Source organism: Streptomyces sp. NPDC048171 (assembly GCF_043202655.1).
Taxonomy (GTDB): Bacteria; Actinomycetota; Actinomycetes; order Streptomycetales; family Streptomycetaceae; genus Streptomyces.
In genome coordinates this window covers 769,903-794,245 of record NZ_JBIDAU010000001.1, presented here as the reverse complement: position 1 = coordinate 794,245, position 24,343 = coordinate 769,903, and the positions used below count along the sequence as shown (strand labels likewise).

At 72.9% G+C, this 24,343-nt stretch carries 27 protein-coding genes and 1 tRNA gene; 14 read left to right on the top strand and 14 right to left on the bottom strand.

The window, feature by feature from the left end:
- The first annotated feature begins 134 nt into the window (after window positions 1-134).
- Window positions 135-1,523, top strand: coding sequence for a glycine betaine/L-proline transporter ProP (gene proP, locus ACGF3J_RS03505; RefSeq protein WP_161332193.1), 1,389 nt, complete (start codon window positions 135-137; stop codon window positions 1,521-1,523).
- A gap of 276 nt (window positions 1,524-1,799) precedes the next feature.
- Window positions 1,800-2,471 carry an O-methyltransferase gene (locus ACGF3J_RS03500; protein ID WP_161332192.1) on the top strand — a complete coding sequence of 224 codons (672 nt, stop codon included), beginning with the start codon at window positions 1,800-1,802 and terminating at the stop codon, window positions 2,469-2,471.
- A gap of 16 nt (window positions 2,472-2,487) precedes the next feature.
- Here ACGF3J_RS03500 and ACGF3J_RS03495 read toward each other — a convergent pair whose 3' ends face one another.
- Complete coding sequence (locus tag ACGF3J_RS03495; RefSeq protein WP_161332191.1) at window positions 2,488-2,880, bottom strand: FHA domain-containing protein; 393 nt, start codon at window positions 2,878-2,880, stop codon at window positions 2,488-2,490.
- A 95-nt stretch (window positions 2,881-2,975) separates the two neighbouring features.
- Here ACGF3J_RS03495 and ACGF3J_RS03490 point away from each other — a divergent pair, with 95 nt between their 5' ends.
- Complete coding sequence (locus tag ACGF3J_RS03490; RefSeq protein ID WP_161332190.1) at window positions 2,976-3,383, top strand: DUF1992 domain-containing protein; 408 nt, start codon at window positions 2,976-2,978, stop codon at window positions 3,381-3,383.
- Window positions 3,384-3,393: 10 nt separating this feature from the next.
- Here the strand turns inward: ACGF3J_RS03490 and ACGF3J_RS03485 are convergent, their stop codons facing one another.
- Together ACGF3J_RS03485 and ACGF3J_RS03480 are read right to left on the bottom strand one after the other, a co-directional pair.
- A complete protein-coding gene (locus ACGF3J_RS03485) occupies window positions 3,394-4,017 on the bottom strand; it encodes a hypothetical protein (RefSeq protein WP_393853436.1) in 624 nt (207 codons plus the stop codon).
- Window positions 4,018-4,020: 3 nt separating this feature from the next.
- Window positions 4,021-4,689 carry a hypothetical protein gene (locus ACGF3J_RS03480; protein WP_161332189.1) on the bottom strand — a complete coding sequence of 223 codons (669 nt, stop codon included), beginning with the start codon at window positions 4,687-4,689 and terminating at the stop codon, window positions 4,021-4,023.
- Window positions 4,690-4,862: 173 nt separating this feature from the next.
- Here ACGF3J_RS03480 and ACGF3J_RS03475 point away from each other — a divergent pair, with 173 nt between their 5' ends.
- Both ACGF3J_RS03475 and ACGF3J_RS03470 read left to right on the top strand, forming a co-directional pair.
- On the top strand, window positions 4,863-5,363 hold the full coding sequence (locus ACGF3J_RS03475) for a GNAT family N-acetyltransferase (protein WP_161332188.1): 501 nt from the start codon (window positions 4,863-4,865) through the stop codon (window positions 5,361-5,363).
- 684 nt (window positions 5,364-6,047) lie between these two features.
- Window positions 6,048-6,860 (top strand): peptidoglycan-binding protein, encoded by an 813-nt coding sequence (locus tag ACGF3J_RS03470; protein WP_393853435.1) that lies wholly within the window; start codon window positions 6,048-6,050, stop codon window positions 6,858-6,860.
- 15 nt (window positions 6,861-6,875) lie between these two features.
- Here the strand turns inward: ACGF3J_RS03470 and ACGF3J_RS03465 are convergent, their stop codons facing one another.
- Both ACGF3J_RS03465 and ACGF3J_RS03460 read right to left on the bottom strand, forming a co-directional pair.
- A complete protein-coding gene (locus ACGF3J_RS03465) occupies window positions 6,876-7,541 on the bottom strand; it encodes an HAD-IA family hydrolase (protein ID WP_161330717.1) in 666 nt (221 codons plus the stop codon).
- A gap of 202 nt (window positions 7,542-7,743) precedes the next feature.
- The gene (locus tag ACGF3J_RS03460; RefSeq protein ID WP_161330718.1) at window positions 7,744-8,325 is read right to left on the bottom strand and encodes a TMEM165/GDT1 family protein; all 582 of its coding nucleotides are present in this window, start codon (window positions 8,323-8,325) and stop codon (window positions 7,744-7,746) included.
- Between the two features lie 420 nt (window positions 8,326-8,745).
- Here ACGF3J_RS03460 and ACGF3J_RS03455 point away from each other — a divergent pair, with 420 nt between their 5' ends.
- The 4 genes from ACGF3J_RS03455 (at window position 8,746) to ACGF3J_RS03440 (ending at window position 12,674) form a co-directional block, all read left to right on the top strand.
- Window positions 8,746-9,390: an HNH endonuclease family protein gene (locus ACGF3J_RS03455; protein ID WP_161330719.1), complete on the top strand. Its 645-nt coding sequence runs from the start codon at window positions 8,746-8,748 to the stop codon at window positions 9,388-9,390.
- An 88-nt stretch (window positions 9,391-9,478) separates the two neighbouring features.
- Window positions 9,479-11,119: an alkaline phosphatase D family protein gene (locus ACGF3J_RS03450; protein ID WP_161330720.1), complete on the top strand. Its 1,641-nt coding sequence runs from the start codon at window positions 9,479-9,481 to the stop codon at window positions 11,117-11,119.
- Window positions 11,120-11,370: 251 nt separating this feature from the next.
- Window positions 11,371-11,826 carry a DoxX family protein gene (locus ACGF3J_RS03445; protein ID WP_161330721.1) on the top strand — a complete coding sequence of 152 codons (456 nt, stop codon included), beginning with the start codon at window positions 11,371-11,373 and terminating at the stop codon, window positions 11,824-11,826.
- 209 nt (window positions 11,827-12,035) lie between these two features.
- Window positions 12,036-12,674, top strand: a complete 639-nt coding sequence (locus ACGF3J_RS03440) for a VTT domain-containing protein (RefSeq protein WP_161330722.1) — start codon at window positions 12,036-12,038, stop codon at window positions 12,672-12,674.
- A 310-nt stretch (window positions 12,675-12,984) separates the two neighbouring features.
- Here ACGF3J_RS03440 and ACGF3J_RS03435 read toward each other — a convergent pair whose 3' ends face one another.
- Both ACGF3J_RS03435 and ACGF3J_RS03430 read right to left on the bottom strand, forming a co-directional pair.
- Window positions 12,985-13,218 carry a DUF2277 domain-containing protein gene (locus ACGF3J_RS03435; protein WP_161327246.1) on the bottom strand — a complete coding sequence of 78 codons (234 nt, stop codon included), beginning with the start codon at window positions 13,216-13,218 and terminating at the stop codon, window positions 12,985-12,987.
- A 4-nt stretch (window positions 13,219-13,222) separates the two neighbouring features.
- Window positions 13,223-13,756: a GNAT family N-acetyltransferase gene (locus ACGF3J_RS03430; protein ID WP_161327245.1), complete on the bottom strand. Its 534-nt coding sequence runs from the start codon at window positions 13,754-13,756 to the stop codon at window positions 13,223-13,225.
- Window positions 13,757-13,928: 172 nt separating this feature from the next.
- Between ACGF3J_RS03430 and ACGF3J_RS03425 the strand changes: the two genes are divergently transcribed.
- Entirely contained in the window at window positions 13,929-14,285 is a 357-nt protein-coding gene (locus tag ACGF3J_RS03425; RefSeq protein WP_161327244.1) for a hypothetical protein, read from the top strand.
- 33 nt (window positions 14,286-14,318) lie between these two features.
- Here ACGF3J_RS03425 and ACGF3J_RS03420 read toward each other — a convergent pair whose 3' ends face one another.
- The 3 genes from ACGF3J_RS03420 to ACGF3J_RS03410 form a co-directional block, all read right to left on the bottom strand.
- Complete coding sequence (locus ACGF3J_RS03420; RefSeq protein WP_161327243.1) at window positions 14,319-14,993, bottom strand: DUF305 domain-containing protein; 675 nt, start codon at window positions 14,991-14,993, stop codon at window positions 14,319-14,321.
- 84 nt (window positions 14,994-15,077) lie between these two features.
- Window positions 15,078-15,494 (bottom strand): DUF6153 family protein, encoded by a 417-nt coding sequence (locus ACGF3J_RS03415; protein ID WP_161327241.1) that lies wholly within the window; start codon window positions 15,492-15,494, stop codon window positions 15,078-15,080.
- A gap of 83 nt (window positions 15,495-15,577) precedes the next feature.
- Window positions 15,578-15,652: transfer RNA gene (locus ACGF3J_RS03410), tRNA-Val, on the bottom strand.
- Window positions 15,653-15,834: 182 nt separating this feature from the next.
- Between ACGF3J_RS03410 and ACGF3J_RS03405 the strand changes: the two genes are divergently transcribed.
- The 3 genes from ACGF3J_RS03405 to ACGF3J_RS03395 all read left to right on the top strand — a co-directional run bounded on the left by ACGF3J_RS03405 (window position 15,835) and on the right by ACGF3J_RS03395 (window position 18,374).
- Complete coding sequence (locus ACGF3J_RS03405; RefSeq protein ID WP_161327239.1) at window positions 15,835-16,605, top strand: DUF4097 family beta strand repeat-containing protein; 771 nt, start codon at window positions 15,835-15,837, stop codon at window positions 16,603-16,605.
- Between the two features lie 71 nt (window positions 16,606-16,676).
- A complete protein-coding gene (locus tag ACGF3J_RS03400) occupies window positions 16,677-18,080 on the top strand; it encodes a hypothetical protein (RefSeq protein ID WP_161327238.1) in 1,404 nt (467 codons plus the stop codon).
- Between the two features lie 72 nt (window positions 18,081-18,152).
- A complete protein-coding gene (locus ACGF3J_RS03395; protein ID WP_161327237.1) occupies window positions 18,153-18,374 on the top strand; it encodes a zinc ribbon domain-containing protein in 222 nt (73 codons plus the stop codon).
- A gap of 19 nt (window positions 18,375-18,393) precedes the next feature.
- Here ACGF3J_RS03395 and ACGF3J_RS03390 read toward each other — a convergent pair whose 3' ends face one another.
- Window positions 18,394-19,038 carry a response regulator transcription factor gene (locus tag ACGF3J_RS03390; RefSeq protein WP_161327235.1) on the bottom strand — a complete coding sequence of 215 codons (645 nt, stop codon included), beginning with the start codon at window positions 19,036-19,038 and terminating at the stop codon, window positions 18,394-18,396.
- Window positions 19,029-20,171 carry a sensor histidine kinase gene (locus ACGF3J_RS03385; RefSeq protein WP_202557685.1) on the bottom strand — a complete coding sequence of 381 codons (1,143 nt, stop codon included), beginning with the start codon at window positions 20,169-20,171 and terminating at the stop codon, window positions 19,029-19,031. Before ACGF3J_RS03385 ends, ACGF3J_RS03390 begins: the two co-directional genes overlap by 10 nt.
- Before the next feature lie 132 nt (window positions 20,172-20,303).
- Between ACGF3J_RS03385 and ACGF3J_RS03380 the strand changes: the two genes are divergently transcribed.
- Window positions 20,304-21,110, top strand: coding sequence for a DedA family protein (locus tag ACGF3J_RS03380; protein ID WP_393853434.1), 807 nt, complete (start codon window positions 20,304-20,306; stop codon window positions 21,108-21,110).
- Here the strand turns inward: ACGF3J_RS03380 and ACGF3J_RS03375 are convergent.
- Together ACGF3J_RS03375 and ACGF3J_RS03370 are read right to left on the bottom strand one after the other, a co-directional pair.
- Window positions 21,028-21,840 (bottom strand): HAD family hydrolase, encoded by an 813-nt coding sequence (locus ACGF3J_RS03375; protein ID WP_122620336.1) that lies wholly within the window; start codon window positions 21,838-21,840, stop codon window positions 21,028-21,030. The two genes, ACGF3J_RS03380 and ACGF3J_RS03375, sit on opposite strands and share 83 nt — an antisense overlap.
- Complete coding sequence (locus tag ACGF3J_RS03370) at window positions 21,840-24,314, bottom strand: phosphoribosyltransferase (RefSeq protein WP_161327233.1); 2,475 nt, start codon at window positions 24,312-24,314, stop codon at window positions 21,840-21,842. Before ACGF3J_RS03370 ends, ACGF3J_RS03375 begins: the two co-directional genes overlap by 1 nt.
- Window positions 24,315-24,343 lie beyond the last annotated feature (29 nt).

Genomic DNA, 24,343 nt, shown 5'->3' with positions numbered 1-24,343 from the left:
TAAGCGGCGGATCAGCGCCTATGGTCGCTTTTCCGCCCGTGGCCGAGTGCCGCGGGCTCTTTCCGGCCCGGCGACAGCGCCGCCGTGCGGGTCGTGGCGTCCCTGTCCCCGTCGAAAGGTAGGCGAGCGAAGTCTTGTCGGCCGCCCACGTCGCCACCGCGTCGTCCCCCTCGGTCTCCTCGTCCGCGTCCGCGCCTCCTTCCGGCGCCGAGCCCACCGTCACCGATCCCGCGCTGGTCAGGCGTGCCGTCAAGGCGGCGGCGCTCGGCAACGCGATGGAGTGGTTCGACTTCGGCGTCTACAGCTACATCGCCGTGACGCTCGGCAAGGTGTTCTTCCCCTCGGGCAACCCGACGGCACAGCTCCTGTCCACCTTCGGCGCCTTCGCGGCCGCCTTCCTGGTCCGGCCGCTCGGCGGCATGGTCTTCGGACCGCTCGGGGACCGGGTGGGGCGGCAGAAGGTGCTCGCCCTGACGATGATCCTGATGGCGGCGGGTACGTTCGCGATCGGGCTGATCCCGTCGTACGCGACGATCGGGGTGTGGGCTCCGGTGCTGCTGCTGGCCGCGCGGCTCGTGCAGGGGTTCTCGACCGGCGGTGAGTACGCGGGCGCGTCCACCTTCATCGCGGAGTACGCCCCGGACAAGCGGCGCGGGTTCCTCGGGAGCTGGCTGGAGTTCGGCACGCTGGCCGGGTACATCGGCGGTGCGGGTCTGGTGACCCTCATGACGGCGCTGCTCTCCGACGGCGACCTCACGTCGTGGGGGTGGCGGATCCCGTTCCTGATCGCCGGGCCGATGGGCATCGTCGGGCTGTATCTGCGGATGCGGCTGGAGGAGACGCCGGCGTTCGCGGCCGAGGTGGCGAAGGCGGAGAAGGAGCGGCCGAAGGTGCCGCTGCGGGAGATGGTCACCGGGCAGTGGCGGGCGCTGCTGCTCTGCGTCGGCCTGGTGCTGGTCTTCAACGTCACCGACTACATGCTGCTGTCGTACATGCCGAGCTATCTGACGAGCGAGCTGAAGTACGACGAGACGCACGGGCTGCTCGTGGTGCTGGCCGTGATGGCGCTGATGATGGTCGTCCAGCCGTTCGCGGGGGCGCTGACCGACCGGGTCGGGCGACGGCCGGTGATCGCCGCGGGCTGCGCGGGGTTCCTGCTGCTGTCCGTCCCGGCGCTGCTGCTGATCCGCCAGGGCAGCCTGGTGGCCGTCGGGCTGGGGATGGCCGCGCTGGGGCTGCTGCTGGTGTGCTTCACGGCGTCGATGCCGTCCGCACTGCCGGCGCTGTTCCCCACGCGGGTGCGGTACGGCTCGCTGTCGATCGGGTTCAACGTGTCCGTGTCCCTGTTCGGCGGGACGACGCCGCTGGTGGTGACGGCGCTGATCGGGGCCACGGGCGACATGATGATGCCCGCGTACTACATGATGGCGGCGGCCGTGGTCGGTGGCGTCGCGGTGTGGTTCATGTCGGAGTCGGCGGGGCGGCCGTTGCCGGGGTCGGCACCGGCGAGGGCACCCCGTTGACGGCGGCCTGCGGCTGCTTTGGTGGGGGCGCCCCCTAGCTGCGGGCAGTCGTGCCGCTGGGGCGGCACGGGTGGGCGATGGGGGTCCCCCGCTCGATCGAAGCCGAGAGTGGGGCATCCGGCAAGCGCCGGTCCGCGACGCCCACCCCGCGCCCACACCCACGCCGGGCGCGACCGAAACACGCCCACCGGAACGCCCGGCACGCCCCCACCCCACGGCATATCTTCGTCAGCGCATCTACTTAGGAAGACTAACGACGCACACGAGAGGCCCGTCATGAGCGAGTCGCAGCTTTGGGAAGACGTCGACGCCTACTTCATCAGCCATCTCACCCCCGCCGACCCCGCACTGGAGGCCGCCCTGCGGGAGAGCGAGACCGCCCGGCTGCCGCCGGTCAACGTCACCGCCACCCAGGGCAAACTCCTCCAGCTCCTCGCCCAGATCCAAGGCGCCCGCACCATCCTGGAGATCGGCACCCTCGGCGGCTACAGCACCATCTGGATGGCCCGCGCCCTTCCCGCCGACGGCCGCCTCGTCACGCTGGAGTACAGCGCCCGGCACGCCGAGGTCGCCACCCGCAACCTCGCCCGGGCCGGTCTCGACGCCCTCGTCGACGTACGCGTGGGCCCCGCGCTGGAATCGCTGCCGAAGCTCGCCGACGAGAACCCCGCCCCCTTCGACCTGGTCTTCATCGACGCCGACAAGGGCAACAACCCGCACTACCTGGAGTGGGCGCTCAAGCTCACCAGCACCGGCAGCCTCATCGTCATCGACAACGTGGTCCGCGAAGGGCGGGTCGCCGACCCCGACGACACCGGCGACGACGTGCGCGGCACCCGCGCCGCCATCGAAATGATCGGCGCCCATCCCAGACTCAGCGGCACCGCGGTCCAGACCGTCGGCGGCAAGGGCTACGACGGCTTCGCACTGGCCCGCGTGCTGGCCTGAACGACCGCTTCCGGTCCTACACCTCGTGGTAGAAGCCGACGTTGACGCTGCGCGGCTCCGATCGATCCTGGACCACGATCTCGCCGCTGCCGCCCCTCGGCAGCGGCACGGTGCCGCCGTACGCCACGGGCTGCACGTGCGGACCCACGGTCAGCCGGACCTCGGAGGACGGATCCGGCTGGGAGCCGCGCAGCCAGGTCAGCCGCCACGTGCCGTCGGGACCGCACCGGAACTCCAGGTGGACCCGGGAGACGAACAGCCAGTCCTCCGGCGTCGACAGCCGGCACACGGACTTGTCCCGGCCCACCCTCAGTACCGCGTCCGGCTCGCTGGGCGCCTCGGCCATCTGCATGCCGGCCGTGGCGCCCGCGTCCGCCGCGGTGACCGTGGCCATGGTCAGTTCGAGCACGTGCGCTCCTTCGAAGACCTCAGGACGTCCGCCGTTGGATTGTCGCCGCCGAATGATAGATCGGCCGGTGGCACGGTGTCCGGCACAATGGGGTCATGACCGAGCGAAAGCCACCCGGCGTCGACTTCGAGTCCTGGGTCGACCGACAGATTCGCGAAGCGGAGGCGCGCGGCGAGTTCGCCGGCCTGTCCGGCGCGGGCAAGCCCCTCGCGAGCGAGATGGACAGCACCTACGACGAACTGTGGTGGGTGAAGAGGAAGATGGCCCGCGAGGGCTTCTCCGTGCTGCCGCCCGCCCTCGCCGTGCGCAAGGAGGCGGAGGACGCCCTGGAGGCGGCCCTGAAGGCGCCGTCGGAGCGGGTGGTCCGCCGGATCATCGAGGCGGTCAACGTCAAGATCCGCGACATCCTGCTCAAGCCGCCGCCCGGCCCCCCGCTGGGTAGGAAGCCCTACGACGTCGACGAGGTCGTACGGCAGTGGCGGGAGCGCCGGGCGGAGCGGTGACGCCCGCGCGTCACAGGCGCATGAGGCGGTCCGCCAGCTCGCGGTAGTCCCGCAGGGCCAGGCGGAGTTGTTCGGTGTCGGTGCTCGGCGCGCGGCCGTCCTCACCGGAGTCCTGCCAGGACGTGCGCAGGGTTCGGTGGCGGTGTGTCACCGCGTCCGCCAAGCGCGCGGCGAGCTCCTCCAGGACCCGGTCCGCCTCCTCGACGGAGGCGCGCGGCGCGTCCACGAACCCGGCCACCGCGTGGTGCAGCCGCTGGCCGAGCTTGTCACCCTCCCCGTGCGGGAGGAGCGGACCCGCGGCGTCGTGAGCGGGGGTGGTGGGGGTGGTGGCGGTGGTGGGGGTGGTGCGGGCCTCGGGTGCCACTGCGGCGTCGGGGTGGGCAGGGGCGGCTGGAGTGGCGGGAGTTACGGGGGTGACTGCTGTGACCGGGGCTTCCTTGGGCTGGGTACCGGTCTTCGGGGCGGGCCTGGCCTCGGGCCTGGCCTCGGGCGTGGCCTCGGGCGTGGCCTCGGGGGCAGGGACGCCCGGGGCGCCCTCGGAGACCGGGGTGCCCTTGGAGACCGGGGACGCCTTGGGCAGCGGAGTGGCCTTGGGGTCGGGGGTGTCGCCGGGGTTTCGGGTCACGTCGGGCATGAGTCAGCTCTCCTTAGGCCGGCGCTTGCCGAGCGACCACGCGTGCGGGGCGCGGGCCGCGGGGGCGGGTTCGCCGGTGTCCTTGGCGGTGCGGGAGTGGGCGGTCTCGTGCCGGCCCGGGCGGACCAGCTCCTCGAACAGGGCGCGGGCCGCGACCATGGACTCGCGCAGCTCCTCCGTGTCCGCGCCACTCTCCTGGGCGCCGTCCGCGCGCGTGTGCGTCACGCGGTGCACGCGCCGGTAGCCGTCCACCTGGTGGGCGTGGTGCACGGACAGCGCCGCGAGCTGCTCCTCGTACTGGTCGCCACCCGGGAAGCCCCGGACACCGGCCAGTTCCGCGAGCAGCCGGTCGGCCTCGCCGACCGCCTCGCGCGGGGAGTCGACGAAGCGCTCCTGGGCGGCGGTCCAGCGCGCCTCGAAGCTCTCGCGCTCGGCGGACTCCAGCGGCCGCGTGCGCAACGACCCGTGCCGCTCGACCCGTTCGCCCAGTTCACGCTCGGCGGCCTTGGTGTCGCCGTCGTGCCGGGCAACCGCCCGGTCGTACTCCGGCCCGAAGCGGCGCTTCAGGCTTCCGCCGTGCTGGGGACCCCGTGCTCGCTGAGCGACGACGGCCGCGACGACGAGCACGGCCGCCACGATCACGATCAACGCGATGATCACGCCTGTGGACATGAGTGCCTTCCGAGTTTCGGCCCTACCGGCTCTCCGAACTGGCCGGTTCGCCGTTCGTGTTGCCCCGGACCGCGCGCTCAAACGGTCGTCGGGACGCGCCGCCCGCACACCGCCGGGAGCCGGTGGGGAAATACGCTTGCCCGGCGCGCCGGTCCTCTCCCGACAATGTGCCCATGACCTGGACCATCTCCCCGGAACCGTACGACTCCCCCGTCGCCGCGGCCCTCTGGCGTGCCTACTACACGGAGGTCAGCGACCGCTGGTACCTGCTGCACGAGGGGCGGCGCACCGACCCCGGCGAGCTGGAACGCGAGATCGCGGCGGAGTCCGGCGCCGAACTGGTCCCGCCCCGGGGGCGGTTGCTGGTCGCGCGGTACGACGGTGAACCGGCCGGCACCTCGGGCGTACGGCTGCTGGACGCCACCACGGCCGAACTGACCCGGGTCTTCGTGTACGAGGGGATGCGGGGCCGGGGCGGGGCGGCGCTGCTCGTGCGGGCCGCCGAGGACGCGGCCCGGGCGCTCGGGGCGGCCCGCATGATCCTCGACACGCGCACCGATCTCGTCGAGGCCCGCACCCTCTACGCACACCTCGGATACACCGAGACCGAGGCCCACAACGAGAGCCCGTACGCCCAGCACTGGTTCGCGAAAGGACTCCACGCCGCCGCCTGAACGGCCTGTTCCCCTCTGCGGAAGCCGACATTCCGGGGGCTCGCGCGCGGAAGTGTGGAGAATATCTGCATAATCTCTGGAGTTCGCGAGGGGAGTCGCGAGGGGAGGGACGGACGCGTGGAACAGGAACGGCCCACGGGGGCCTCGTGCCCGGAGTGCGGCACACCCAGAGAGGCGGACAACACGCCTTCCTGCGGCTGCGGATCGCGGGCGTCCGACGCCCTGCGCGACGCGCGCACGGCTCAGGCGGCAGCGGCCGAGGACTTCAACCCGCTGCGGATCCGGCCGTATGTCGAACTGGACGGCGGAGCCGCTTCGGGGGGCGGAGGCCTTTCGGGAGGCGGCAGCCCCTCGGGAGGCGGCAGCCCCTCGGGAGGCGGGAGCCCTTCGGGGGCCGCCGACCCCGCGGGGGCTACGGATGCGGGGGCCGTGGCTCCGGGGGCCGTGGCTCCGGATGCTGCGGCGCCGGGGGCTTCGCCGGGGAGCGGATCCGCTGCGGGTTCGGCGCCGGAGGGCGCGTCCCCGGGGGCCACGTCGTCGGCGGGTCCGGCACCGGGGAGCGGATCGTCGAGGGCTTCGGCAGCGGAGGGCTCACCCTCGGAGGCCGCCCCGTCCGGGGCCACGTCGCCGGGGGCCACGCCCGCCGGGGACGCGGCTTCGCACGGCACGGACCCGGACGCCACCATGACGCTGCGCGCCGTCGACGCCGGGCCGCCCGGCGTCGCCGCCGAGGCGACCTCCGCGCTGCCCACCCCGCTGGCACCCTCGGCCGCCCCACCCCGCGCCCACGACCTGCGCCTGTTCGAGACCGCGGCCACCGCGCCCGTACCGTCCGGCGAGGGACCCTCGGACGGCTCCGGCGGGCGCCGGCCGCGCAGGCGGCGCAAGGGCATGCTGCTGAGCGCCGCCTCAGCGGTGGTGGTCGTGGTGGGTGCCGCCGGGTACGCGAGCGGGCTGTTCTCCTACGAGGCACCGTCACGGGACGGAGCGCTGCCGGACGAGGTCCGGGCCGGCGTGCCGGACCCGTCGCCCAGTGAGGACACCCCGACCGCGGGAACGAGTGCCACCCCCGTCCCGCAGGCCGGCTCCGCGTCGCCGTCCCCGTCGGCCTCCGCGTCCGCCTCCGCGAGCCCGTCGGCCTCCCCGTCCCCGTCGGCGTCGAGCGCGTCGCCCTCGCCGTCCCGGTCGGCCGAACCGACGCCGAGCGCGACGTCCACGGCGACCGAGAAGGCCCCGCAGGAGTCGGAGGACGACGACCGCGACTTCTACGGCGGCCCGGGACTGCGGCGCGGCGACCGGGGGCCGGAGGTCGTGGAACTCCAGCAGCGGCTGGCCCAGTTGTACCTGTACACCGGCGACATCGACGGCAGCTACGACCGCCGCGTCGAGGACTCGGTCCGCACCTACCAGTGGGCCCGCGGCATCCGCTCCGACGACCTCGGTGTCTACGGACCGGACACCCGGCGCCAACTGGAGTCGGAGACGCGCGAGCCCTGAGGCCCGACCGGGAGGTCAGCCGATGTGCAGCCGCAGGCCGCCGTCGGCGCCGGCCTCCACGCGCACCGCCGTCAGGTCCTCCACGACCACGTCCGGACCGTGGAAGCCGGCCCGCGGGCCCACGCCCACGACCCGCATCCCGGCGGCCCGGGCGGCCGCGATGCCGGCGCCGGAGTCCTCGAAGGCGACGCAGTCCGCAGGGGCGATGCCCAGTTCGGCGGCGCCCTTGAGGAAACCCTCCGGGTCGGGCTTGCTGGCGCCGACCGACTCGGCGGTGACCCGGACGTCCGGCTGCTCGAGCCCGGCGGCGGCCATCCGTGCGGTGGACAGCGCCACATCGGCGGAGGTCACCAGGGCATGCGGGAGGCCGCGCAGTGAGGCGAGGAAGTCCGGCGCGCCGGGGATCGCGACGACGCCCTCGGTGTCGGCGGTCTCCTCGGCGAGCATGCGCGCGTTGTCGGCGTGGTTCTGCTCCATGGGCCGGTCCGGCAGCAGCAGCGCCATCGAGGCGTAGCCCTGCCGTCCGTGGACGACCTTCATGACCTCGTCGCCGTCCAGCCCGTTGCGGTCGGCCCAGCGCCGCCAGACGCGCTCGACGGCGGCGTCCGAGTTGACGAGGGTGCCGTCCATGTCGAGCAGCAGGGCGCGGGCGGGCAGAACGGTGGTGGCGGTGGCCGTCATCGGCAGTCTCCAGGGTGCGGGGAGGAAACAAGGCGGCCCCGCCCGCCGGTCAGGGAGAACGGGCGGGAGCCACTTTGTTCATCCACGGTACAAAAGAGACGGGGGATCGCGCCACCGGGCCGCCGAAACGGCCCGAAGGTCCACGCGCCAGGTTCACTCGGCGTTCAGTTCGCACGCCCGCCGGGCGGGGCCGGCGCCGCGCTCAGCCGGCGACCGCCTCCCACAGGCTCCACACCCCGAGCCCCAGCATGAGCAGCGCCGCGACCTTCGTGATCAGCCGCAGCGGAACCCGCTTCATCAGGGCCTTGCCGCCGACGATGCCGAGCCCGGCCACCGCCCACAGCGCCAGCACCGCGCCGAGGCCGACGGAGAGCGGGTCGTCGTAGCGGGCCGCCAGGTTGGCGGTCATGATCTGCGTGAGGTCACCGAACTCGGCGACCAGGATGAGCATGAAGCCCGCCCCGGAGACCTTCCAGAAGGACTGGTCCTCCGGCTTGCGGATCTCCTCGTCCTCCTCGTCCTTCTTCATCAGCAGCACGGCGGCGCCGCCAAGGAACAGCACACCGGTCAGCGCGTGCACGAGCTGCTGCGGCAGCAGGGTCAGCACACTGCCGGCCGCGACCGCGAGCACGACGTGCAGCGCGAAGGCGGCGGCCACGCCCGCGAAGACGTAGGAGGCGCGGTAGCGGGTGCCGAGGACGAGGCCGGCGAGCGCGGTCTTGTCGGGCAGTTCGGCGAGGAAGACGACGCCGAAGACGAGCGCCGTCACGGTCAGGCTGATCAAGATTCCTCAATCGGTCGGGGCCGCCCCACCGAGAGTGCTGGTTCCCGCGGACTTCATCATGTCCGCGTCGCGCGACACCTCGGCACGGCAGCGCACTGGTCGCCCCCGCCGTACGGCACGGGCGTGCACTGCTTGCCGAAGGTCTCGCTGGCCGGCCCCGCTTACGAGGCCTGCCTCCGGGCGCCGGCTCAGACGAGCTGAGCAGTATGTCGACGGTCCGGCGAAGAGCTACTCCCCTTCTGCGCCGTCCATCGTACGCGAACTCCCGTGCGGCTCCGAGGGCCGAAAGTCCCGTCGGGCATATAGACGTGCCATGCACACGTCACTAACTTCTTACCGACCGCACATCTGTGCGCCATGCGGCGTCGCGAGCATTCCCCTGCCCGCGTCCCAACACCCCCACACCCCAAGGGAGTTCGCATGCCGAAGTTCTACGCGCGTCGACGGCTCGGTTTCCTCGCCGCGTTCACCGGCCTCATAGCCTCGGCCGGGCTGCTCAACGGCCCGGCCGCCTCCGCCGCCCTCCCCACCCCGGTCAGCGCCGCCACCGCCCGCTCCTACCTCGCCTCCCTCACCGTGGCCACCGAGAACCGCACCGGCTACGACCGCGACCTCTTCCCGCACTGGATCACCCAGTCCGGCTCCTGCAACACCCGCGAGACCGTCCTCAAGCGCGACGGCTCGGGCGTCGTCACCGACTCCTCCTGCGCCGCCACCAGCGGCAGCTGGTACTCCCCCTACGACGGCGCCACCTGGTCCGCCTCCGGCGACGTCGACATCGACCACCTGGTCCCGCTCGCCGAGGCCTGGGACTCGGGTGCGGGCTCCTGGACCACCTCGCGGCGCCAGTCCTTCGCCAACGACCTGACCCGCCCCCAGCTCCTCGCGGTCACCGACAACGTCAACCAGGCCAAGGGCGACCAGGACCCGGCCACCTGGATGCCCTCGCGCTCCGCCTACCACTGCACCTACGTCCGCGCCTGGGTCCAGGTGAAGTACTACTACGGCCTCTCGGTCGACTCCGCCGAGAAGTCGGCCCTGCAGAGCCGGCTCGCGAACTGCTGACGCACCGTCCACCAACTGTTCGTCGGCGGATCCTCCCCACCGGCCTCCGTCGTTCCGTACCGTACGGTGCGACGGAGGAGGGATCACCATGACCGGACTCCACCTGGGGCCACTGCTGAGGTACACCGACGGTTCGCGCGCGACCGTCTGGGTCGAGACGGACCGACCCCGCACCGCCGAGGTGCGCTGCGCCGACGGGGCAGGGGGCACGGCCCGCACCTTCCAGGTCTCGGGCCACCACTACGCCCTGGTCACGGTCGACGGCCTGACGTCCGGCACGTCGACGGAGTACGAGGTGCTCCTCGACGGCGAGCGGGCGTGGCCGCCGCCGGACTCGCCGTTCCCGCCGTCCGTGATCAGCACGCCCACCGAGGAGGACGGCCTGCGCGTCGCCTTCGGCTCCTGCCGCTGGGCCGCACCACCCTCCGGCGGCAAGGACAAGGTGGGCGGCCCCGACGCGCTGGACACCCTCTCCGCCCGCATCGCGGCGAACCCCGGCGGCGAACGCCCCGACGTGCTGCTGCTCCTCGGCGACCAGGTGTACGCCGACGAGACCTCCGACGCGACGCGCCAGTGGATCGCCGGACGCCGCGACCTGAAGGAGGAACCGGGCGACCAGGTCGCGGACTACGAGGAGTACACCCACCTCTACTACGAGTCCTGGCGCGACCCCGAGGTGCGGTGGCTGCTGTCCACCGTCCCCAGCTGCATGATCTTCGACGACCACGACGTGATCGACGACTGGAACACCTCCGCCGCCTGGCTCGCCGACATGCGGGCCACCGACTGGTGGAACGAACGCCTGCTCAGCGGGCTGATGTCCTACTGGGTGTACCAGCAACTGGGCAACCTCTCCCCCGACGAACTGGACGCCGACCCCCTCTACGCGGCCGTCCGCGAGACCCCCGACGGCACCGACGCCGTGCGCGCCTTCGCCGCCCGCGCCGACGCCGACCCCACCTCCGTTCGCTGGAGCTACCGGCGTGACTTCGGCCGCACCCGGCTGGTCATGGTGGACTCCCGCGCGGCCCGCGTTCTGGAGGAGGACCGCCGCGCGATGCTCGACCCGGGCGAGGAGGCCTGGCTGCGCGAACAGGTCCTTGACGGGCGGGACTCCTACGACCACCTGCTGATCGGCACCTCCCTGCCCTGGCTGCTGCCCCACCTGGTGCACGACGCGGAGGCGTGGAACGCCGCGATGTGCGCCGGCGAACGCGGCGAGAGATGGGCACAGCGAGGCGAGCGGATCCGGCGCGGGGCCGACCTGGAGCACTGGTCCGCCTTCCCGGCGTCCTTCGACTCCCTCGCCGGCCTGATCGCCGAAGCCGGTGCGGGCCCGGGGGCGCCCGCGACGATCAGCGTGCTCTCGGGCGACGTGCACCACGCCTACGTGGCCGAACCCTCCTGGGCGGGCGGTCGGACGCCCGACGCCCACGTGGCCCAGCTGACCTGCTCCCCCGTGCACAACTCCGTACCGCTCTCGATCCGGCTCGGCTTCCGCTTCGGCTGGAGCGCCCTCGCCCGGGCCCTCGGGCGGCGCATCGCCCGGCACGGACGGTGTGCGCCGGCCGCGGTCAGCTGGCGCAAGACCGGCGGGCCCTGGTTCGGCAACCAGCTCATGACGCTGACCCTGCGGGGGCGTTCGGCACGGCTGCGGCTGGAGCAGGCCCGGACGGATCGGGGCGGCGGCATCACCCTGCGGACGGCCATGGAGCGGGATCTGACGTAGGGAGCGCGGTCGGCATTTACGGGCCGGGGCCCGCCGGGTATGAATTGAGTCACGTCGGCGGGCCTCGGCCCGGGCGTGGGAGCGCTCCCACCTGCACAGGCGGCCGGGCCCTCGGCGTGATCCCACGTCAACCTGTGGCCAAATGTTGAACTTGCAAGCACTAGTTAGGTCGACCTAACGTGGGCACCTCACTCGGTTCCGTCCCCCACCGGTCCCTCCCGGACCGGCTCGACCGAAGGAGCACCCCCCACATGTCCGGACGCCTCGACAGCGCCCAGCCCTACGCTCTCGGCCTGTTCCGCATGGTCGTCGGCCTCCTCTTCGCCTGCCACGGAGCCGCCTCCCTCTTCGGCGTCCTCGGCGGCGCGGGAGGCACCGGCGGGACGATCGACTCGGGCACCTGGCCCGGCTGGTACGCGGCCGTGATCCAGCTGGTCGGCGGCGGCCTCGTCCTGCTCGGCCTCGGCACCCGCGCCGCCGCGATCGTGTCCTCGGGCTCGATGGCCTACGCCTACTTCAAGGTGCACCAGCCGGGCGCCCTGTGGCCGATGGAGAACGGCGGTGAGGCCGCCGCCATGTTCTGCTGGGCCTTCCTCCTGCTCGCCTTCACCGGCTCCGGCGCCTTCGGTCTCGACCGGCTCTTCGCGCGACGCGGCGCGGAGCGGGAGGAGGCCGCCGCGGAGCGGCAGACGCCGGTCGCGGCCTGACCCCGGCACCCCCGGCTCGCCGGCGGCCCGTCGCGCTCTGGACGGCGTGAACGTCCCGTCCGAGGTGAACGTCCCGCGCCGAACACACGAGCCCCCTGTGAACCCTCTGTCACACCCCAGGCGTACGCTGTATGGCTGTGATGGGCCGCTCCGAAGCCCCCGCGTCTCGCGGAACGGTCCGGCCCACGGGGGAGTAACGGGGAGTTGTGGTGGTCGAGAGTCTGGGAAGTATCGGGTCGCTGGTCAGCAGCCCATGGATCTACGCGCTGGTGGCCGTCTCGGTGCTCCTCGACATCTTCCTCCCGGTGCTGCCGAGCGGTGTCCTGGTGATCACGGCGGCGACGGCGGCGGCCGCGGGTTCCGGCGCGGCGGCTGCCGGTCGGGGGCCGGAGGACGTTCCCGACATCCTCGTCCTGACCCTGTGCGCGGCGACCGCCTCCGTCCTCGGCGACCTGGCGGTCTACCGCCTCGCCTGGCGCGGAGGGCCGCGCCTGAACCGCGCCATCGCCCGTTCCCGCCGGCTGACCACGGCGCAGGAACGTCTCGGCGGCGCCCTCGCACGCGGCGGCGGCGCCCTGGTCGTCCTGGCCCGGTTCGCCCCGGCGGGCCGCTCGGTCGTCTCGCTCGTCGCCGGCACCGCGCACCGCCGGATCCGCGAATTCCTCCCGTGGTCCGCCCTCGCCGGGCTGGCCTGGGCCGCCTACAGCGTCGCGCTCGGCTACTTCGGCGGCCAGTGGCTCGGCGCGTCCTGGCTGGCGGCGGCGGTGTCGGTGGCGGCGCTGTTCGGCGCGGGGGCGGGAGCGGCGTACCTGATGCGGCGCCAGCCTCGGGCGTCGGAGGCGTCGTAGGCGGGGTGCGTCGACCGGGTGCCGCGGGCGGCGGGCCGCCGTGGAGGCGTCCTGAGGCGGACTTCGCATCTCGAAGGCACCCCGCACTTCGCACCTCAGGGGCACCCCGGGCAGCAGGTCTCTGCCCAGGGGCACCCCGGGCAGCAGGTCTCTGCCTCAGGAGCCCCTGGACCACGGCCGTCGTGCCGCGGAGACATCGCCGGTAAGGGCCGCCTCGCCGGCGTACGCGAGCGCCGAGTGCGGCCGCCCGCCAGCCGACGGGCGGCCCCCGGCGGGCGGCCCGTCGGCGGGCGGCCTGCTCTCGGCGGTGTCAGGAAGCGCGTCGGGCGCCGGAGGCGCCCCGTATCTCCAGGCCGGCCAGCAGGTCGGCCGTGGCTCGGGTGACGGCCTCCACCGCCCGGTCGAAGACCTCCTGGTTGTGCGCGGCGGGCGCGCGGAAACCGGACACCTTGCGCACGTACTGGAGGGCCGCGGCCCTCATCTCGTCCTCCGTGGCCTCCTCGGGCATCGCGGGCGGACGCAGGGTCTTGATGCTGCGGCACATGGCCTCAGTCTCCTCTCTCCAGGTCGACCCGCCAGTCGTTCGACCTGATCCAGTGGCCCTTCGGGTACTCGAAGTCGGCCTGCCCGAGCAGGGTGAACCCGGCTCTGCGGCAGACCGCGTTGGAGGCGGCGTGATCGACGCTGGGGAACGCGTGCAGATACCGGAGCGACCCGTCCGCGCGGGCCTCCTCACGGACCGCCCTGGCCGCTCGCACCGCCAGCCCCCGCCCCTGGAACTCCGGCAGCACCGCCCACCCGGTCTCCCAGACCTCCGCGTCCTGCCAGGTCCGCCGCCAGAACCCGATCGAGCCGAAGGTCTCGGCACCGTCCGCCGACGTCACCCGGTACATCCGCCCCGATGGCAGGCCGGTGTACCGCCGGTGCCGGGCCGCGAGCTGCTCCTCGGTCTCCGGGCCGCCGAGGTGCGCGGTCATCTCGGCGCTGTTGGTCCTGCGCAGCAGCCACAGATCCCCCTCCGCCCAGGGCACCAGGCGCACCCGCTCCCCACTCCGGCCGACCCGCTCGTCCACGCCATCCATGTGTTTCACGGTAGGGCAGGGGTCTGACATTGATGCTGGTACTCAGGCTCCGGCGGCCGTGGCTCCGGGCCTGACAGCCGGCCCGGATCCGATGTGCTCCCGGGCCACCCTTTCGCGTGAACCACTGAAGGGAACGCGCGCCTCAAAATCGAACAGGCGTATCATTGAGGATGTGGCAACGACCTATGATTTCCCCAGTGACCTCCTCGCCGGTCAGGAGGAACTGCATCAGGTCCGGGCCGAGCTGACGGCCCTGTTGAAGAGACTCCCCTGGTCCGTGGAGCCCCTGGACGGATTCAGCGACGACAATGGCTGGCGCAAGGTCGAGCGCCCGGCCTCGCCCGGCTGGTCGGCGGACGAACAGGCCGAGGTCGAGAAGCTCCGGCAGCGCGAGCGCGAGCTGGCCGTCTTCGTCAGCACGCACCGCTACTGGTCGGAGATAACCGGCCCCGACCAGGTGAACGCCCGGTCGGAGCTCAAACGCGCCCACGACACCCCGCTCCCGCAGACCCCGCCCGAGGACGCCTGAGCGACGTCACCCGGGCAGGACCCGTGCGGGCGTTCAGTCCTTGCCGAGAAGCCTGTTCATCTCCGTGATCTCGGCCTGCTGTGCCGTGACGACGTCGTCGGCGAGGGCCTTGGCGGGGGCGTAGCGGCCCTCGGCCTTCTCGGTCCCGGCCATCTCGACGGCGCCCTGATGGTGCGCGACCATCATGGTCAGGAACTTGGCGTCGAAGGTCCGCCCCGAGGCCTTCGCCAGCTCCGCCATGTCCTGTCCGTCCATCATCCCGGGCATGCCCGGGTGCGCCGAGTGATCCATGCCGGGCCTCGACCCCGTCGACTCCGGCACCTCCTCGCCCCAGGTCTTCAACCAGCCGGTCATGGTCGTGATCTCGGGGTCCTGCGCCTTCTCGATGCGTGCGGCGAGGCCGACGACCTCGGGCGTCGCGGACCGGTCGACCGCCAGCCGCGCCATCTCCAGCGCCTGCCGGTGGTGCGGGATCATGCCCTGCGCGAAGGCGACGTCCTGGGCGTTGTGCGCCTGCTCGCCGGCCTCGTTCCCGGCGGGACCCGCGGGATCGGTGGCGGAGGCCGAGGCGGCCCCGTGCGAGCCCTCGTGTCCACCGCCGCTGTCGCCCCCGCAGGCGGCGAGGACGAACGTGGCGACGGCCGTCGCCACGACGGGTGCGATACGGCGCGTGCGGGTCGTACGGGTAATGCGGCTGATGCTGGTCATGCGTGAACTCCTGCTGTGTGAAGGGGGACGGACATGCCTGTGCTCCGCACCGCGCACGGGTGGCGCGGTCCGGGGAGGCGGTGCCTATATCCGCAGGAGTTGGAGTTCGGCCAGGGAGGGCGGCGCCCGCGCACCGTCCGGCCCGTCGGCCGCGTACGCGTGCACGACCCCGGTGCAGGGGGCCACGGGCGCCGGATCGGGGACGAGCCCGGGCAGCGTCGGCCCGTGACTGACCGCGCCGGACGCGCACACCGAATCGGCGTGCCCCAGATGCCCACCGCCGCAGGAACCGTGGTCCTCGGCGCATCCGGCGTGGGCCGCCCCGGCCTGCGGCGCGGAACTCGGGAGAGGGTGCCGGACGGAGTGCTCCGGGAGACCTCCGCCGGGCGCCAGCCCGTGCATGCCGAACAGCCCGGCCAGCAGTCCGAGCACACACACGGCCCGCCACCACCGCACGGGCGGTCGCGGGACGTGCAGCTCGGGGCTCCTCACGGACCTCATCCTAGAGAGATCACCGGCGCACACGCATGAGGCCCCCGGAGGATCTCCGGGGGCCTCATCACCGGCGACAGGGGCGCCGGTCCTGGTGGGCGCGGACGGTTTCGAACCGCCGACATCCTGCTTGTAAGGCAGGCGCTCTACCCCTGAGCTACGCACCCAGGACGAGTCGACAGCCTACATGGCCCGGGCCGGGGGTTATCCCCACCCCGGATCCGGTAGTGACCCGGATCCCCCTGCGGGCCCGTGCTCCGTACGGTCGAAGAGCCTCGTCGGCAGGGCCGCCTCCACTCCGGAAGGCCCCGGCGCGGCACTTCACCGTCCGTCCCAGGGGGAGACCGTCATGCCAGCCCGTACCGTTCACGCTCGCGCCTTCGCCGCCGCGAGCGCCGTCGCCGTTCTCGTCGCGGGTCTCAGTGCCTGCGCCTCCGCCTCGGACGACAAGGAACCCGAACACCGGTCCTTCGGTCTGCGGGGCAGCACCCTCACCGTCGACTCCGACGACTCCGCCCTGGAGATCGTCGCCTCGGACGACCACGAGTCCGGGAAGGTCGAGGTCACCCGCTGGTTCTCCGGGTCGGTCGCCGTCGGCTCCGATCCCGAGGTGACCTGGAAGATGGACGGCGACCGGCTGGAACTGCGGATGCACTGCTCCGGCGTGATCGCCGACTGCGAGGCCAAGCACCGCATCGAGGTGCCGCGGGGCATCGCAGTCAAGGTCGAGGACGGGGACGGCAGCGTCCGGGCACGAGGGTTCCGGGACGCCTTGAACATCCGTACCGGCGACGGATCCGTGCACGTCACCGACTCCTCGGGACCGCTGGAACTGCGCACCGGCGACGGTTCCGTCCGCGCGGAGGTCTCCTCCCGCCGGGTGAGCGCACACACCGGGGACGGCTCCGTCCGCCTCGAACTCGGCACCGTCCCGGACCTGGTGGAGTCCCGCAGCGGCGACGGCTCCGTGTCGATCACCCTGCCCCGGGACACGTACAAGGTGTCGACGAAGTCCGAAGACGGCGGGGTCGACGTCTCCGTGCCGCGGGACGAGACCAGCAGCCACGTGGTGAACGCCCGGACCGAGGACGGCAAAGTCACGGTCCGAACCGCGAACTGACCGGCCCGTGTGTTCGTCCTTGTCGGGTGGGAGAATGGACCCGGGCAGGACGGACGACACGGGAGAGGGATGTGACGGCGACACCATCGCAGCCGTACTCGCCGATGGTGGCGCGCGCGTCGCGCCCGCCGCAGCGCTCGCGTCGCCGCCCCCCGAGCGCGGTCCGTGACACGCTCACTCTGATTGGCCTGCCGGTCCTCGCCGTACTCGCGCTGCCCGCCGCGTTCACCGGCGGCGGCACCCGGCGCTGGTTCGGCGGGCGGGCCGAGAACCAGCGGGCGGAGGCCCAGGCCGCGAAGGACGACGCGGCGGCCGCCTTCTACGAGCTGGACAGCGCCCAGCGGGACCTGCGGATCTCGATAGAGACCATCGCGGCCGTCGACTCCTCCCCCGCCGCCCGGCGCGCGGTCACCGACTTCGAGGCGCTCGGCCGGCGCATCGACGAGGTCAGCCATCAGTACATCGGCGCCGTCGACGCCCACGACCTGGACCGGGACGACCTGGAGGCCTCGGCCGCCTCCCGCGCCCGCGGCGAACTGACCGCGGCCAAGAACGAGCTGGGCCGGGTCAAGCAGGAACTGGACCGCTTCGCCGACGGTCTCGGTCCTCTGCTCGGCAAGGCCGAGACCCAGCTGGCCCGGCTGGCACCCGCCGTCGAACGCGCCCGGCAGGCCCTGCTCGCCGCCTCCAACGCCCTGGACTCCGCCCGCGGCTCCGGGCTGAAGGCGGACGACCTCGCCACTCGTCTCGCCACCCTCGGCCCGGAGCTGACCCGGCTCAACCAGGGCGCGGGACAGCACGGCGTACCCCAGACCCTGGAGCGGGCCGAGCGGGTCATCCGCGAGGCCGAGGCGGTCCGCGCCGAGGCGGAGCGGCTGCCCGAGCGCGCCGACGAGATCAGCCACCGGCTGGTCTCCCTGCGCACCCGCGCCCAGGCCCTGACCACCCGCACCGAGCAGGTCGAGCCGGTGCTGAGCGAACTGCGCCGCCGGTTCACCGCCGCCTGCTGGCAGGACCTCCAGCAGGTGCCGGACCAGGCCACCGAATCGGTCCGGCAGGCCGAGCGGAAGCTCACCGAGGCGCAGACCGCCCGCGACGAACAGCGCTGGCCCGACGCCACCGCACTGCTCTCGACGGTCCGGGCGCTGCTGAACACGACCGACGAGGCGGTCTCGGCGGCCGGTGACCGGCTGCGGCAGCTCAACGCCGTGCAGAAGGACCCGCAGCAGGAGATCGAGCGCACCCGCTTCGCCATCCGCGACGCACAGCGCCTGGCCATGGCGGGCCGCAACACTCCCGACCCGCGTCACGCGCGCCCTCTGGACGAGGCCGTGGCCCGACTGGAACGGGCGATCACCACGCTGGAGGGCCGCCACCCCGACTACTGGCACTTCCTGACCGAGACGGAAGCGGTCCGGCAGTCGGCGAGCCAGGTGGTCTCCCACATCCGTGAGGAGCGCGGGGCCGGCCACTGACCGCGGGCCGGCACGTCGGCCGCTTCTCCGCCGCCGGGTCCGGTCGCGGGCCGGTCCGGCTAACCTGTGCGCATGCCTCGCTACGAGTACCGCTGCCGGAGCTGCGGCGACACCTTCGAACTGAGCCGTCCCATGGCTGAGTCCTCCGCCCCCGCCGCCTGCCCGGCGGGCCACGACGACACGGTGAAGCTGCTGTCGACGGTCGCGGTCGGCGGCTCGGCGGGCTCGTCCGCCCCCGCGCCGTCGCCGGGCGGTGGCGGCGGCGGTTGCTGCGGTGGGGGCTGCTGCGGCTGAGCCCGACGGGCGGCCGCCGTCAGCTGCCCAGATAGCGCAGCACCGCCAGCACTCTGCGTGAATAGCCCTCACCCCCCGTCAGCTCCAGCTTGTCGAAGATCGCATTGGTGTGTTTCTCCACTGCGCTCTGCGAGATGTGCAGCCGCGCCGCGATCGCCGCGTTGGTGTGCCCCTGCGCCATCTCCCCCAGCACGTCCCGCTCCCGTCCGGTGAGCCGGGCGAGCAGATCGCCGTGCGTCGTACGGCCGAGGAGCTGGCGGACGACCTCGGGGTCGAAGGCCGCGCGCCCGGCGGCCACCCGCTCCAGCGCGTCCAGGAACTCGTCGATCTGGACCACCCGGTCCTTGAGCAGGTACCCGACTCCTTCCGTCTCCCCGGTCAGCAGCTCCGTCGCATACCGCTTCTCGACGTACTGCGACAGCACCAGCACCCCGACCTGTGGCCACCGCTCGCGTATCTCCAGGGCCGCGCGCAGGCCCTCGTCGGTGTGCGTGGGCGGCATCCGGACATCGGCGACGACCACGTCCGGAGGGTCCTCTGCGACGGCCTTCAGCAGCAGCTCCGCATTGCCGACGGCCGCGAGCACCTCGTGCCCCTCCTCCGTCAGCAGCCGCACCAGCCCCTCCCGCAGCAGGGTCGAGTCCTCGGCGAGGATCAGCCGCATGGCAGCTCCGCGGAGACCAGGGTGGGCCCACCCGGTGGGCTCACCACGCTGAGGCTGCCGTCGAGGGCGGCGACACGGCGGGCGAGCCCGAACAGTCCGCTGCCGGCGGCGTCGGCCCCACCGCAGCCGTCGTCCTGGACGCTCACGTACATCCGTTCCTCCTCTGCTCGGACGGCGACGCTTATCCGGGTCGGCGCCGCGTGCTTGACCGCGTTCGTGACGGCCTCGCAGACGACGAAGTAGGCGACGGTCGCCACCGCCCGCTCGGGTTCTCCGGCGAGGTCGTACTCCACCCCCACCGGCACGGACGCCCGCTCGGCGACCGTCTCCAGCGCCGCCCGCAGCCCCGCCTCGTCCAGCGTCGTCGGATAGATCCGCCAGGCCACCTCGCGCAGCTCGTCCAGGGCGCGGCGGCTCTCGTCGTGGGCCTGGGCCAGCAGTCGGTCACGGCGGCCGGCCTCCTGGCTGCGGCGGGCCCGGCCGAGCAGCATGCCGAGGGCGACGAGACGCTGCTGCACGCCGTCGTGCAGGTCCCGCTCGATCCGGCGCCGTTCGTCGTGCACCGCGTCCACCACGGCGGCACGGCTGGCGGCCAGCTCCGCGATCCGCCGCTCCAGCTCCTCCTGGTGCCGCGGGCCGAGGAAGTGACGTGCGAGCTGCCCCTCCAGGCCGGCCACCCCGAATATTCCCTGCACGGCGAGGAACACGAGGAAGAGGCCGCCCAGACTGCCGAGGACGAACGAACCGGGGTTGCGTATGCCGTCCAGCAGGAACCAGCCGTACAGCCCGAAGGTGCCGTACCCGAGGCCGACGGCGGCCGTCAGCATCACCACCCCGCCCAGGGCGCCCAGCGCCCAGTGGCAGGCCACGTACCGCAGGGCGCGGGCGTCCTCGTACGCGGGGGTGATCCGGAGGTCCAGCCACATCCGCAGCCGGGCCCGCTCCAGCTCCGCCAGTGTCCGCGCGCCCGCGAGGACCGGGCGCAGGACGGCACGGCGGGCGGCCGGCCAGGCCGCGACGGGCAGCAGGGCCACCCCGGCCAGCAGGGCGAAGAGCAGCTCGACTGCGGCCGTGGCGGTCCCCATGATCAGGCCCACCCCGCACCGCACCACACGTCGCGCCGTGATTTGCATGATCGCGAGGCTAGCCGGGCGCGGCAGTGGCGCACACTGCGGAAAACCGCAATTCCCGCTTGCGGTACACCGCAGTCGATCTTGCGGTCTTCCTCAGGGTCTCTTCAGCCGCCATTTTCTAGCGTGGTCGTCATGACAGCCATCGCAGCGCAGTCGGCCGCCGAAAGCGGCGCGGCACCGCAGTGGATCAACGACCTCATGGACGCGCTCGGCGCACCGGGCGCCGGGCTCGCCATCGCTCTGGAGAACCTCTTTCCTCCACTGCCGAGCGAGGTGATCCTGCCGCTCGCCGGATTCGCGGCGAGCTCCGGCCGGATGAACCTGATAGCCGTCCTGCTGTGGACGACAGCGGGTTCGGTGATCGGCGCGCTCGCCCTGTACGGGATCGGCGCGCTGCTCGGCCGGGATCGCACGGTGGCGATAGCGGGGAAGCTGCCGCTGGTGAAGGTCTCCGACATCGAGAAGACGGAGGCCTGGTTCCTCAAGCACGGGACCAAGGCCGTGTTCTTCGGCCGGATGATCCCGATCTTCCGCAGCCTGATCTCGGTACCGGCGGGCGTCGAGCGGATGCGGCTGCCCGTCTTCCTCGCCCTGACCACGCTGGGCAGCGCGATATGGAACACGGTCTTCGTCCTCGCGGGCTACGCGCTGGGCGACAACTGGTCCGAGGTCTCGGGCATCGCCTCCACGTACTCGAAGGTGATCCTCGCGATCGCCGCAGTGGCGCTCCTGGTCTTCATAGGCATGCGTCTGCTGCGGCCGGGAGCCGGCAACCGCAGGCGTGGCCGCCGCACCGGCACCGGCACCGGCACCGGCACCGGCACCGAGGACGGTGCCGGTGACACGGACGGCGAAGTCAGCGAGCCGGACTCACGGCGCGCAGGAACTCCCGGAGGATCCGCTCACCCGCCAGGACACCGCGCTCGGGCAAGGCGCTGATCGCCGGAGCCGTCCAGTCGGAGTCCGCCAGCTCGCCGTGGCCGGGGCGCCAGCCGCGGTCGGCGGCGAGCAGCAGGTCGGCGTCGAGGAGTGAGTCCCCGGCGGCGAGGGTGAGTTCGGCGCCCGTGCGGCGGGCGATCTCGTGGACGGCGGCGCTCTTGGTCAGCGGCTTGGGGACGGCATAGATCTTGCGGCCCTGGAGGGACACGGTCCAGCCACGGTTCTCGGCCCACACGGCGAGTTCCTTCACCCACTCCTCCGGCAGCAGTTCACGCTCGACGACGAGGTAGGCGAAGAGGTCCTCGGCGACCCGGTGCTTGCGCACCCACAGCGGGTCGGCGGTGTTCATCAGGTGGTCGCGGACCTCGGCCAGCGAGGCGCACTCATCGGCCAGCCGGGCGGTCACGCGTGCGTGCCAGTCGGGGTCCGAGACTCCGTCCACCAGCAGGTGACCCCCGTTGGCACAGATCGCGTACTTCGGCACGGGGCCGGGGAGGTTGATGCGCTGGTACTGCTTGCGGGTGCGGGTGGTGGTCGGCACGAAGACGGCCGTGTCGCCGAGGTCGGTCAGCAGTTGGGCGGCGGTCTCGGTCATGTAGGAGAGGGGTTTGCTCTCGTAGACCTCCACGCACAGCAGCCGGGGTGCACGTAGGTCGGGCATGGTCAGTCCGAGCGCGGCCGCGGAGTAGATGAGTGTGCGGTCGAGGTCGCTGGCGACGAGGACGGACATCAGAGCGCCACCGCCTTGCCGTCGGCGCCGGTAGCGCCCCGCGTGTACCTGGGGTGGATCAGCCCGACACAGGTGTAGGGCAGGTCGTCGACCTCCTCGACGGGCACGCCCCGCTGCTCGGCCAGCAGGCGTACGTGGTCCAGGTCCGCGCCGGCGCCGGCCCGGGCGAGGACCTTCCAGGGCACACGGCGCAGCATCACGCGGGTGGTCTCGCCGACGCCGGGCTTGACGAGGTTCACGTCGTCGATGCCGTACTCCTCGCTGATCCGCTCGACGGCGGCCCAGCCCTCCCAGGTGGGGGTGCGGTCGGCGGCCAGCAGTTCCTTGGCCTGGGCGTGGACCGTGTCGGTGACGTCCGGGTAGTGGGCGGAGACGGCGTCGAGGAAGGCGGGTGACAGGTCGGCGCCGGCGAGTTCGCGGTAGAACTTCGCGCCGTGGAAGTCGTGCGGGCCGACCAGGTCGGCGCGGAGCACGGTGCGGGATATCAGGCCGGAGACGGTGGAGTTGAGACAGGCGGAAGGGATGAGGAAGTCGTCGCGTGTGCCGTAGGTGCGTACGCAGGAGCCGGGGTCGGCCAGCACGGCGATCTCCGGGTTGAAGCCGGTGACGCCGTCCGAGAGCTCGAAGTCGCGCAGAGCGGCGGCGAGTTCGCGGGTGATGGCACCCTTGCCGGTCCAGCCGTCGACGAAGACGACGTCGGCGGGGTCGTGGTGGGCGGCCAGCCAGCGCAGTGCGTTGGCGTCGATGCCCCGGCCCCGGACGATCGACACGGCGTAGTGAGGGAGGTCGAGACCATGGCGGTACTGCGCCCAGCGGCGCATCAGGATGCCCACGGGGGTGCCCGCGCGGGCGAGGGAGACCAGAACGGGGCGGGGCGACCGCTCCGCGAGCACGATCTCGGTGACGGCACCGACGGCGCGCGCCACCCGGGCGGCCGACGCGTCCAGGGCCGCGTGGAACAGCTCTTGATACTGCTCGCTGGGCTGGTACTCCACGGGCAGCGACTCCGCGTAGTGGGCGCCGCCGCTCTGGATGGCCTCCTCGCGCTCCTCGGTCGGCGCCTCCAGCGTCACGTCCGAGAAGTCCTGGAGCAGCCAGCCGACCTCGTCGGACGCGTACGAGGAGAAGTCGGGGCCGCGCAGGGGCTCGGGCAGCATGGAGGGCCTTTCGGGAGCGTGCGGGACGTACGACGGGACGACCGCGAGCAGGACGTGCGGGGCATGGGCGGCGAGCCGGGCCAGCAGCCCGTCCGGCGCGTGCAGCGCGGGAGTGTCGGCGGCCGAGTCGACGACGGCGACGACGGCGTCGAAGCCAGCGCCGGCGACGTTGTAGGCGTAGCGCTCGCCGGGGCCGTCGGCCGGGTCGTCGTGTGCGGGGAAGACGAGCCGGGTGCGTATGGCGTAGCCGGGGTCGTCGACCGCGAGGACGGGAGAGCGGGTGGTGGTGGAGTAGCGCACGTCGGCGTCGGTGGTCCGCTCGAGCGCGTCGGCCAGGCGGAGGGGTGCGTACATCAGTTCCTCGAAGCCGAGGACGAGCACGCGTCGGGCGCCGGCGGGCAGTGCGTCGGCGATCCGGGCCGCCATGCCGGGCAGCGCGTTCTCCAGCCGCTCACGGTGCCCGGCCGTGAACCCGTGTCGTCCGCCGTCGGGGACCCCGTCGGGCCAGCGCAGGTCGACGCGGGCCACGCGGTCGACGGCTCCCCCGGCGCCGGATCCCGCTCCCGCACCGGTGTCCGCAGTTCCGGCCTCGTAGCGCGCGACCAGTTCCTGCCCCTTCTCGAGAACACCCGGGGGCAGCCGCACCGTGCCCGAGGCGGCCGTCACCAGATCCACGCGGGCGCCGATCTCCCGGGCGAAGTCCTCCAGTCGGCCGGCGTCGGCGGGCGAGCGCATGTCGACCAGCGCGACCACGACGTACCGCTTGCGGGGGTAGCGCTCGTGCAGGGCGCGGACGGTGTTGAGCACCGTGTTGCCGGTGGAGAACTCGTCGTCGACGAGGACGAGCGGCCCGTCGCCGGCGAGCAGTGCCGGGTCCTCGGGCAGCAGGAGGTGGGAGGTCGCGTGCGAGTGGGACTCCTCGAAGCCGCCCGCGCTGCCGACCCCGGCGACCGGGCGGCGGGTGGAGTGCAGATAGGGGGCGGCGCCCAAGCCGTCGGCGACGGAGTGGCCGAGTCCGGTGGCGGTCTCCGCGTAGCCGAGGACGACCGCGTGTCCGGCCGTCTCCGCGCCGAGCAGGTCGCGGACGCGGCGGCCGAGGGCGACACCGTGGCCGTGGACGACGGAGGGCGACTGGGGGACGTGTTTGCCGAGCACGTTGGAGACGAGCAGGTGCGCCCGTTTGGGGTTGCGGCGCAGGGCAAGGCCCAGCAGGCCGGTCAGGCTGTCGTCACCGGCGAGTTCGACGCCGAGCCGCTCCGCGACCCAGCTGCCGGACCAGTCTCCGGCGCGCCCCTCGGCGCGCGCCCTCTCGGTCATGTAGTCGTGCCTCCCGTTGTCCATCTCGG

Coding starts and splice junctions, on each gene's coding strand:
- ACGF3J_RS03465 (WP_161330717.1), bottom strand. CDS start 7,541: ATGACGGCCACCGCCACCACCGTTCTGCCCGCCCGCGCCCTGCTGCTC.
- ACGF3J_RS03450 (WP_161330720.1), top strand. CDS start 9,479: ATGACCGGACTCCACCTGGGGCCACTGCTGAGGTACACCGACGGTTCG.
- ACGF3J_RS03395 (WP_161327237.1), top strand. CDS start 18,153: ATGCCTCGCTACGAGTACCGCTGCCGGAGCTGCGGCGACACCTTCGAA.
- ACGF3J_RS03375 (WP_122620336.1), bottom strand. CDS start 21,840: ATGTCCGTCCTCGTCGCCAGCGACCTCGACCGCACACTCATCTACTCC.
- ACGF3J_RS03475 (WP_161332188.1), top strand. CDS start 4,863: ATGACCTGGACCATCTCCCCGGAACCGTACGACTCCCCCGTCGCCGCG.
- ACGF3J_RS03380 (WP_393853434.1), top strand. CDS start 20,304: ATGACAGCCATCGCAGCGCAGTCGGCCGCCGAAAGCGGCGCGGCACCG.
- ACGF3J_RS03445 (WP_161330721.1), top strand. CDS start 11,371: ATGTCCGGACGCCTCGACAGCGCCCAGCCCTACGCTCTCGGCCTGTTC.
- ACGF3J_RS03455 (WP_161330719.1), top strand. CDS start 8,746: ATGCCGAAGTTCTACGCGCGTCGACGGCTCGGTTTCCTCGCCGCGTTC.
- ACGF3J_RS03385 (WP_202557685.1), bottom strand. CDS start 20,171: ATGCAAATCACGGCGCGACGTGTGGTGCGGTGCGGGGTGGGCCTGATC.
- ACGF3J_RS03415 (WP_161327241.1), bottom strand. CDS start 15,494: ATGAGGTCCGTGAGGAGCCCCGAGCTGCACGTCCCGCGACCGCCCGTG.
- ACGF3J_RS03435 (WP_161327246.1), bottom strand. CDS start 13,218: ATGTGCCGCAGCATCAAGACCCTGCGTCCGCCCGCGATGCCCGAGGAG.
- ACGF3J_RS03470 (WP_393853435.1), top strand. CDS start 6,048: ATGACGCTGCGCGCCGTCGACGCCGGGCCGCCCGGCGTCGCCGCCGAG.
- ACGF3J_RS03405 (WP_161327239.1), top strand. CDS start 15,835: ATGCCAGCCCGTACCGTTCACGCTCGCGCCTTCGCCGCCGCGAGCGCC.
- ACGF3J_RS03500 (WP_161332192.1), top strand. CDS start 1,800: ATGAGCGAGTCGCAGCTTTGGGAAGACGTCGACGCCTACTTCATCAGC.
- ACGF3J_RS03370 (WP_161327233.1), bottom strand. CDS start 24,314: ATGACCGAGAGGGCGCGCGCCGAGGGGCGCGCCGGAGACTGGTCCGGC.
- ACGF3J_RS03480 (WP_161332189.1), bottom strand. CDS start 4,689: ATGTCCACAGGCGTGATCATCGCGTTGATCGTGATCGTGGCGGCCGTG.
- ACGF3J_RS03485 (WP_393853436.1), bottom strand. CDS start 4,017: ATGCCCGACGTGACCCGAAACCCCGGCGACACCCCCGACCCCAAGGCC.
- ACGF3J_RS03420 (WP_161327243.1), bottom strand. CDS start 14,993: ATGACCAGCATCAGCCGCATTACCCGTACGACCCGCACGCGCCGTATC.
- ACGF3J_RS03430 (WP_161327245.1), bottom strand. CDS start 13,756: ATGGATGGCGTGGACGAGCGGGTCGGCCGGAGTGGGGAGCGGGTGCGC.
- ACGF3J_RS03390 (WP_161327235.1), bottom strand. CDS start 19,038: ATGCGGCTGATCCTCGCCGAGGACTCGACCCTGCTGCGGGAGGGGCTG.
- ACGF3J_RS03490 (WP_161332190.1), top strand. CDS start 2,976: ATGACCGAGCGAAAGCCACCCGGCGTCGACTTCGAGTCCTGGGTCGAC.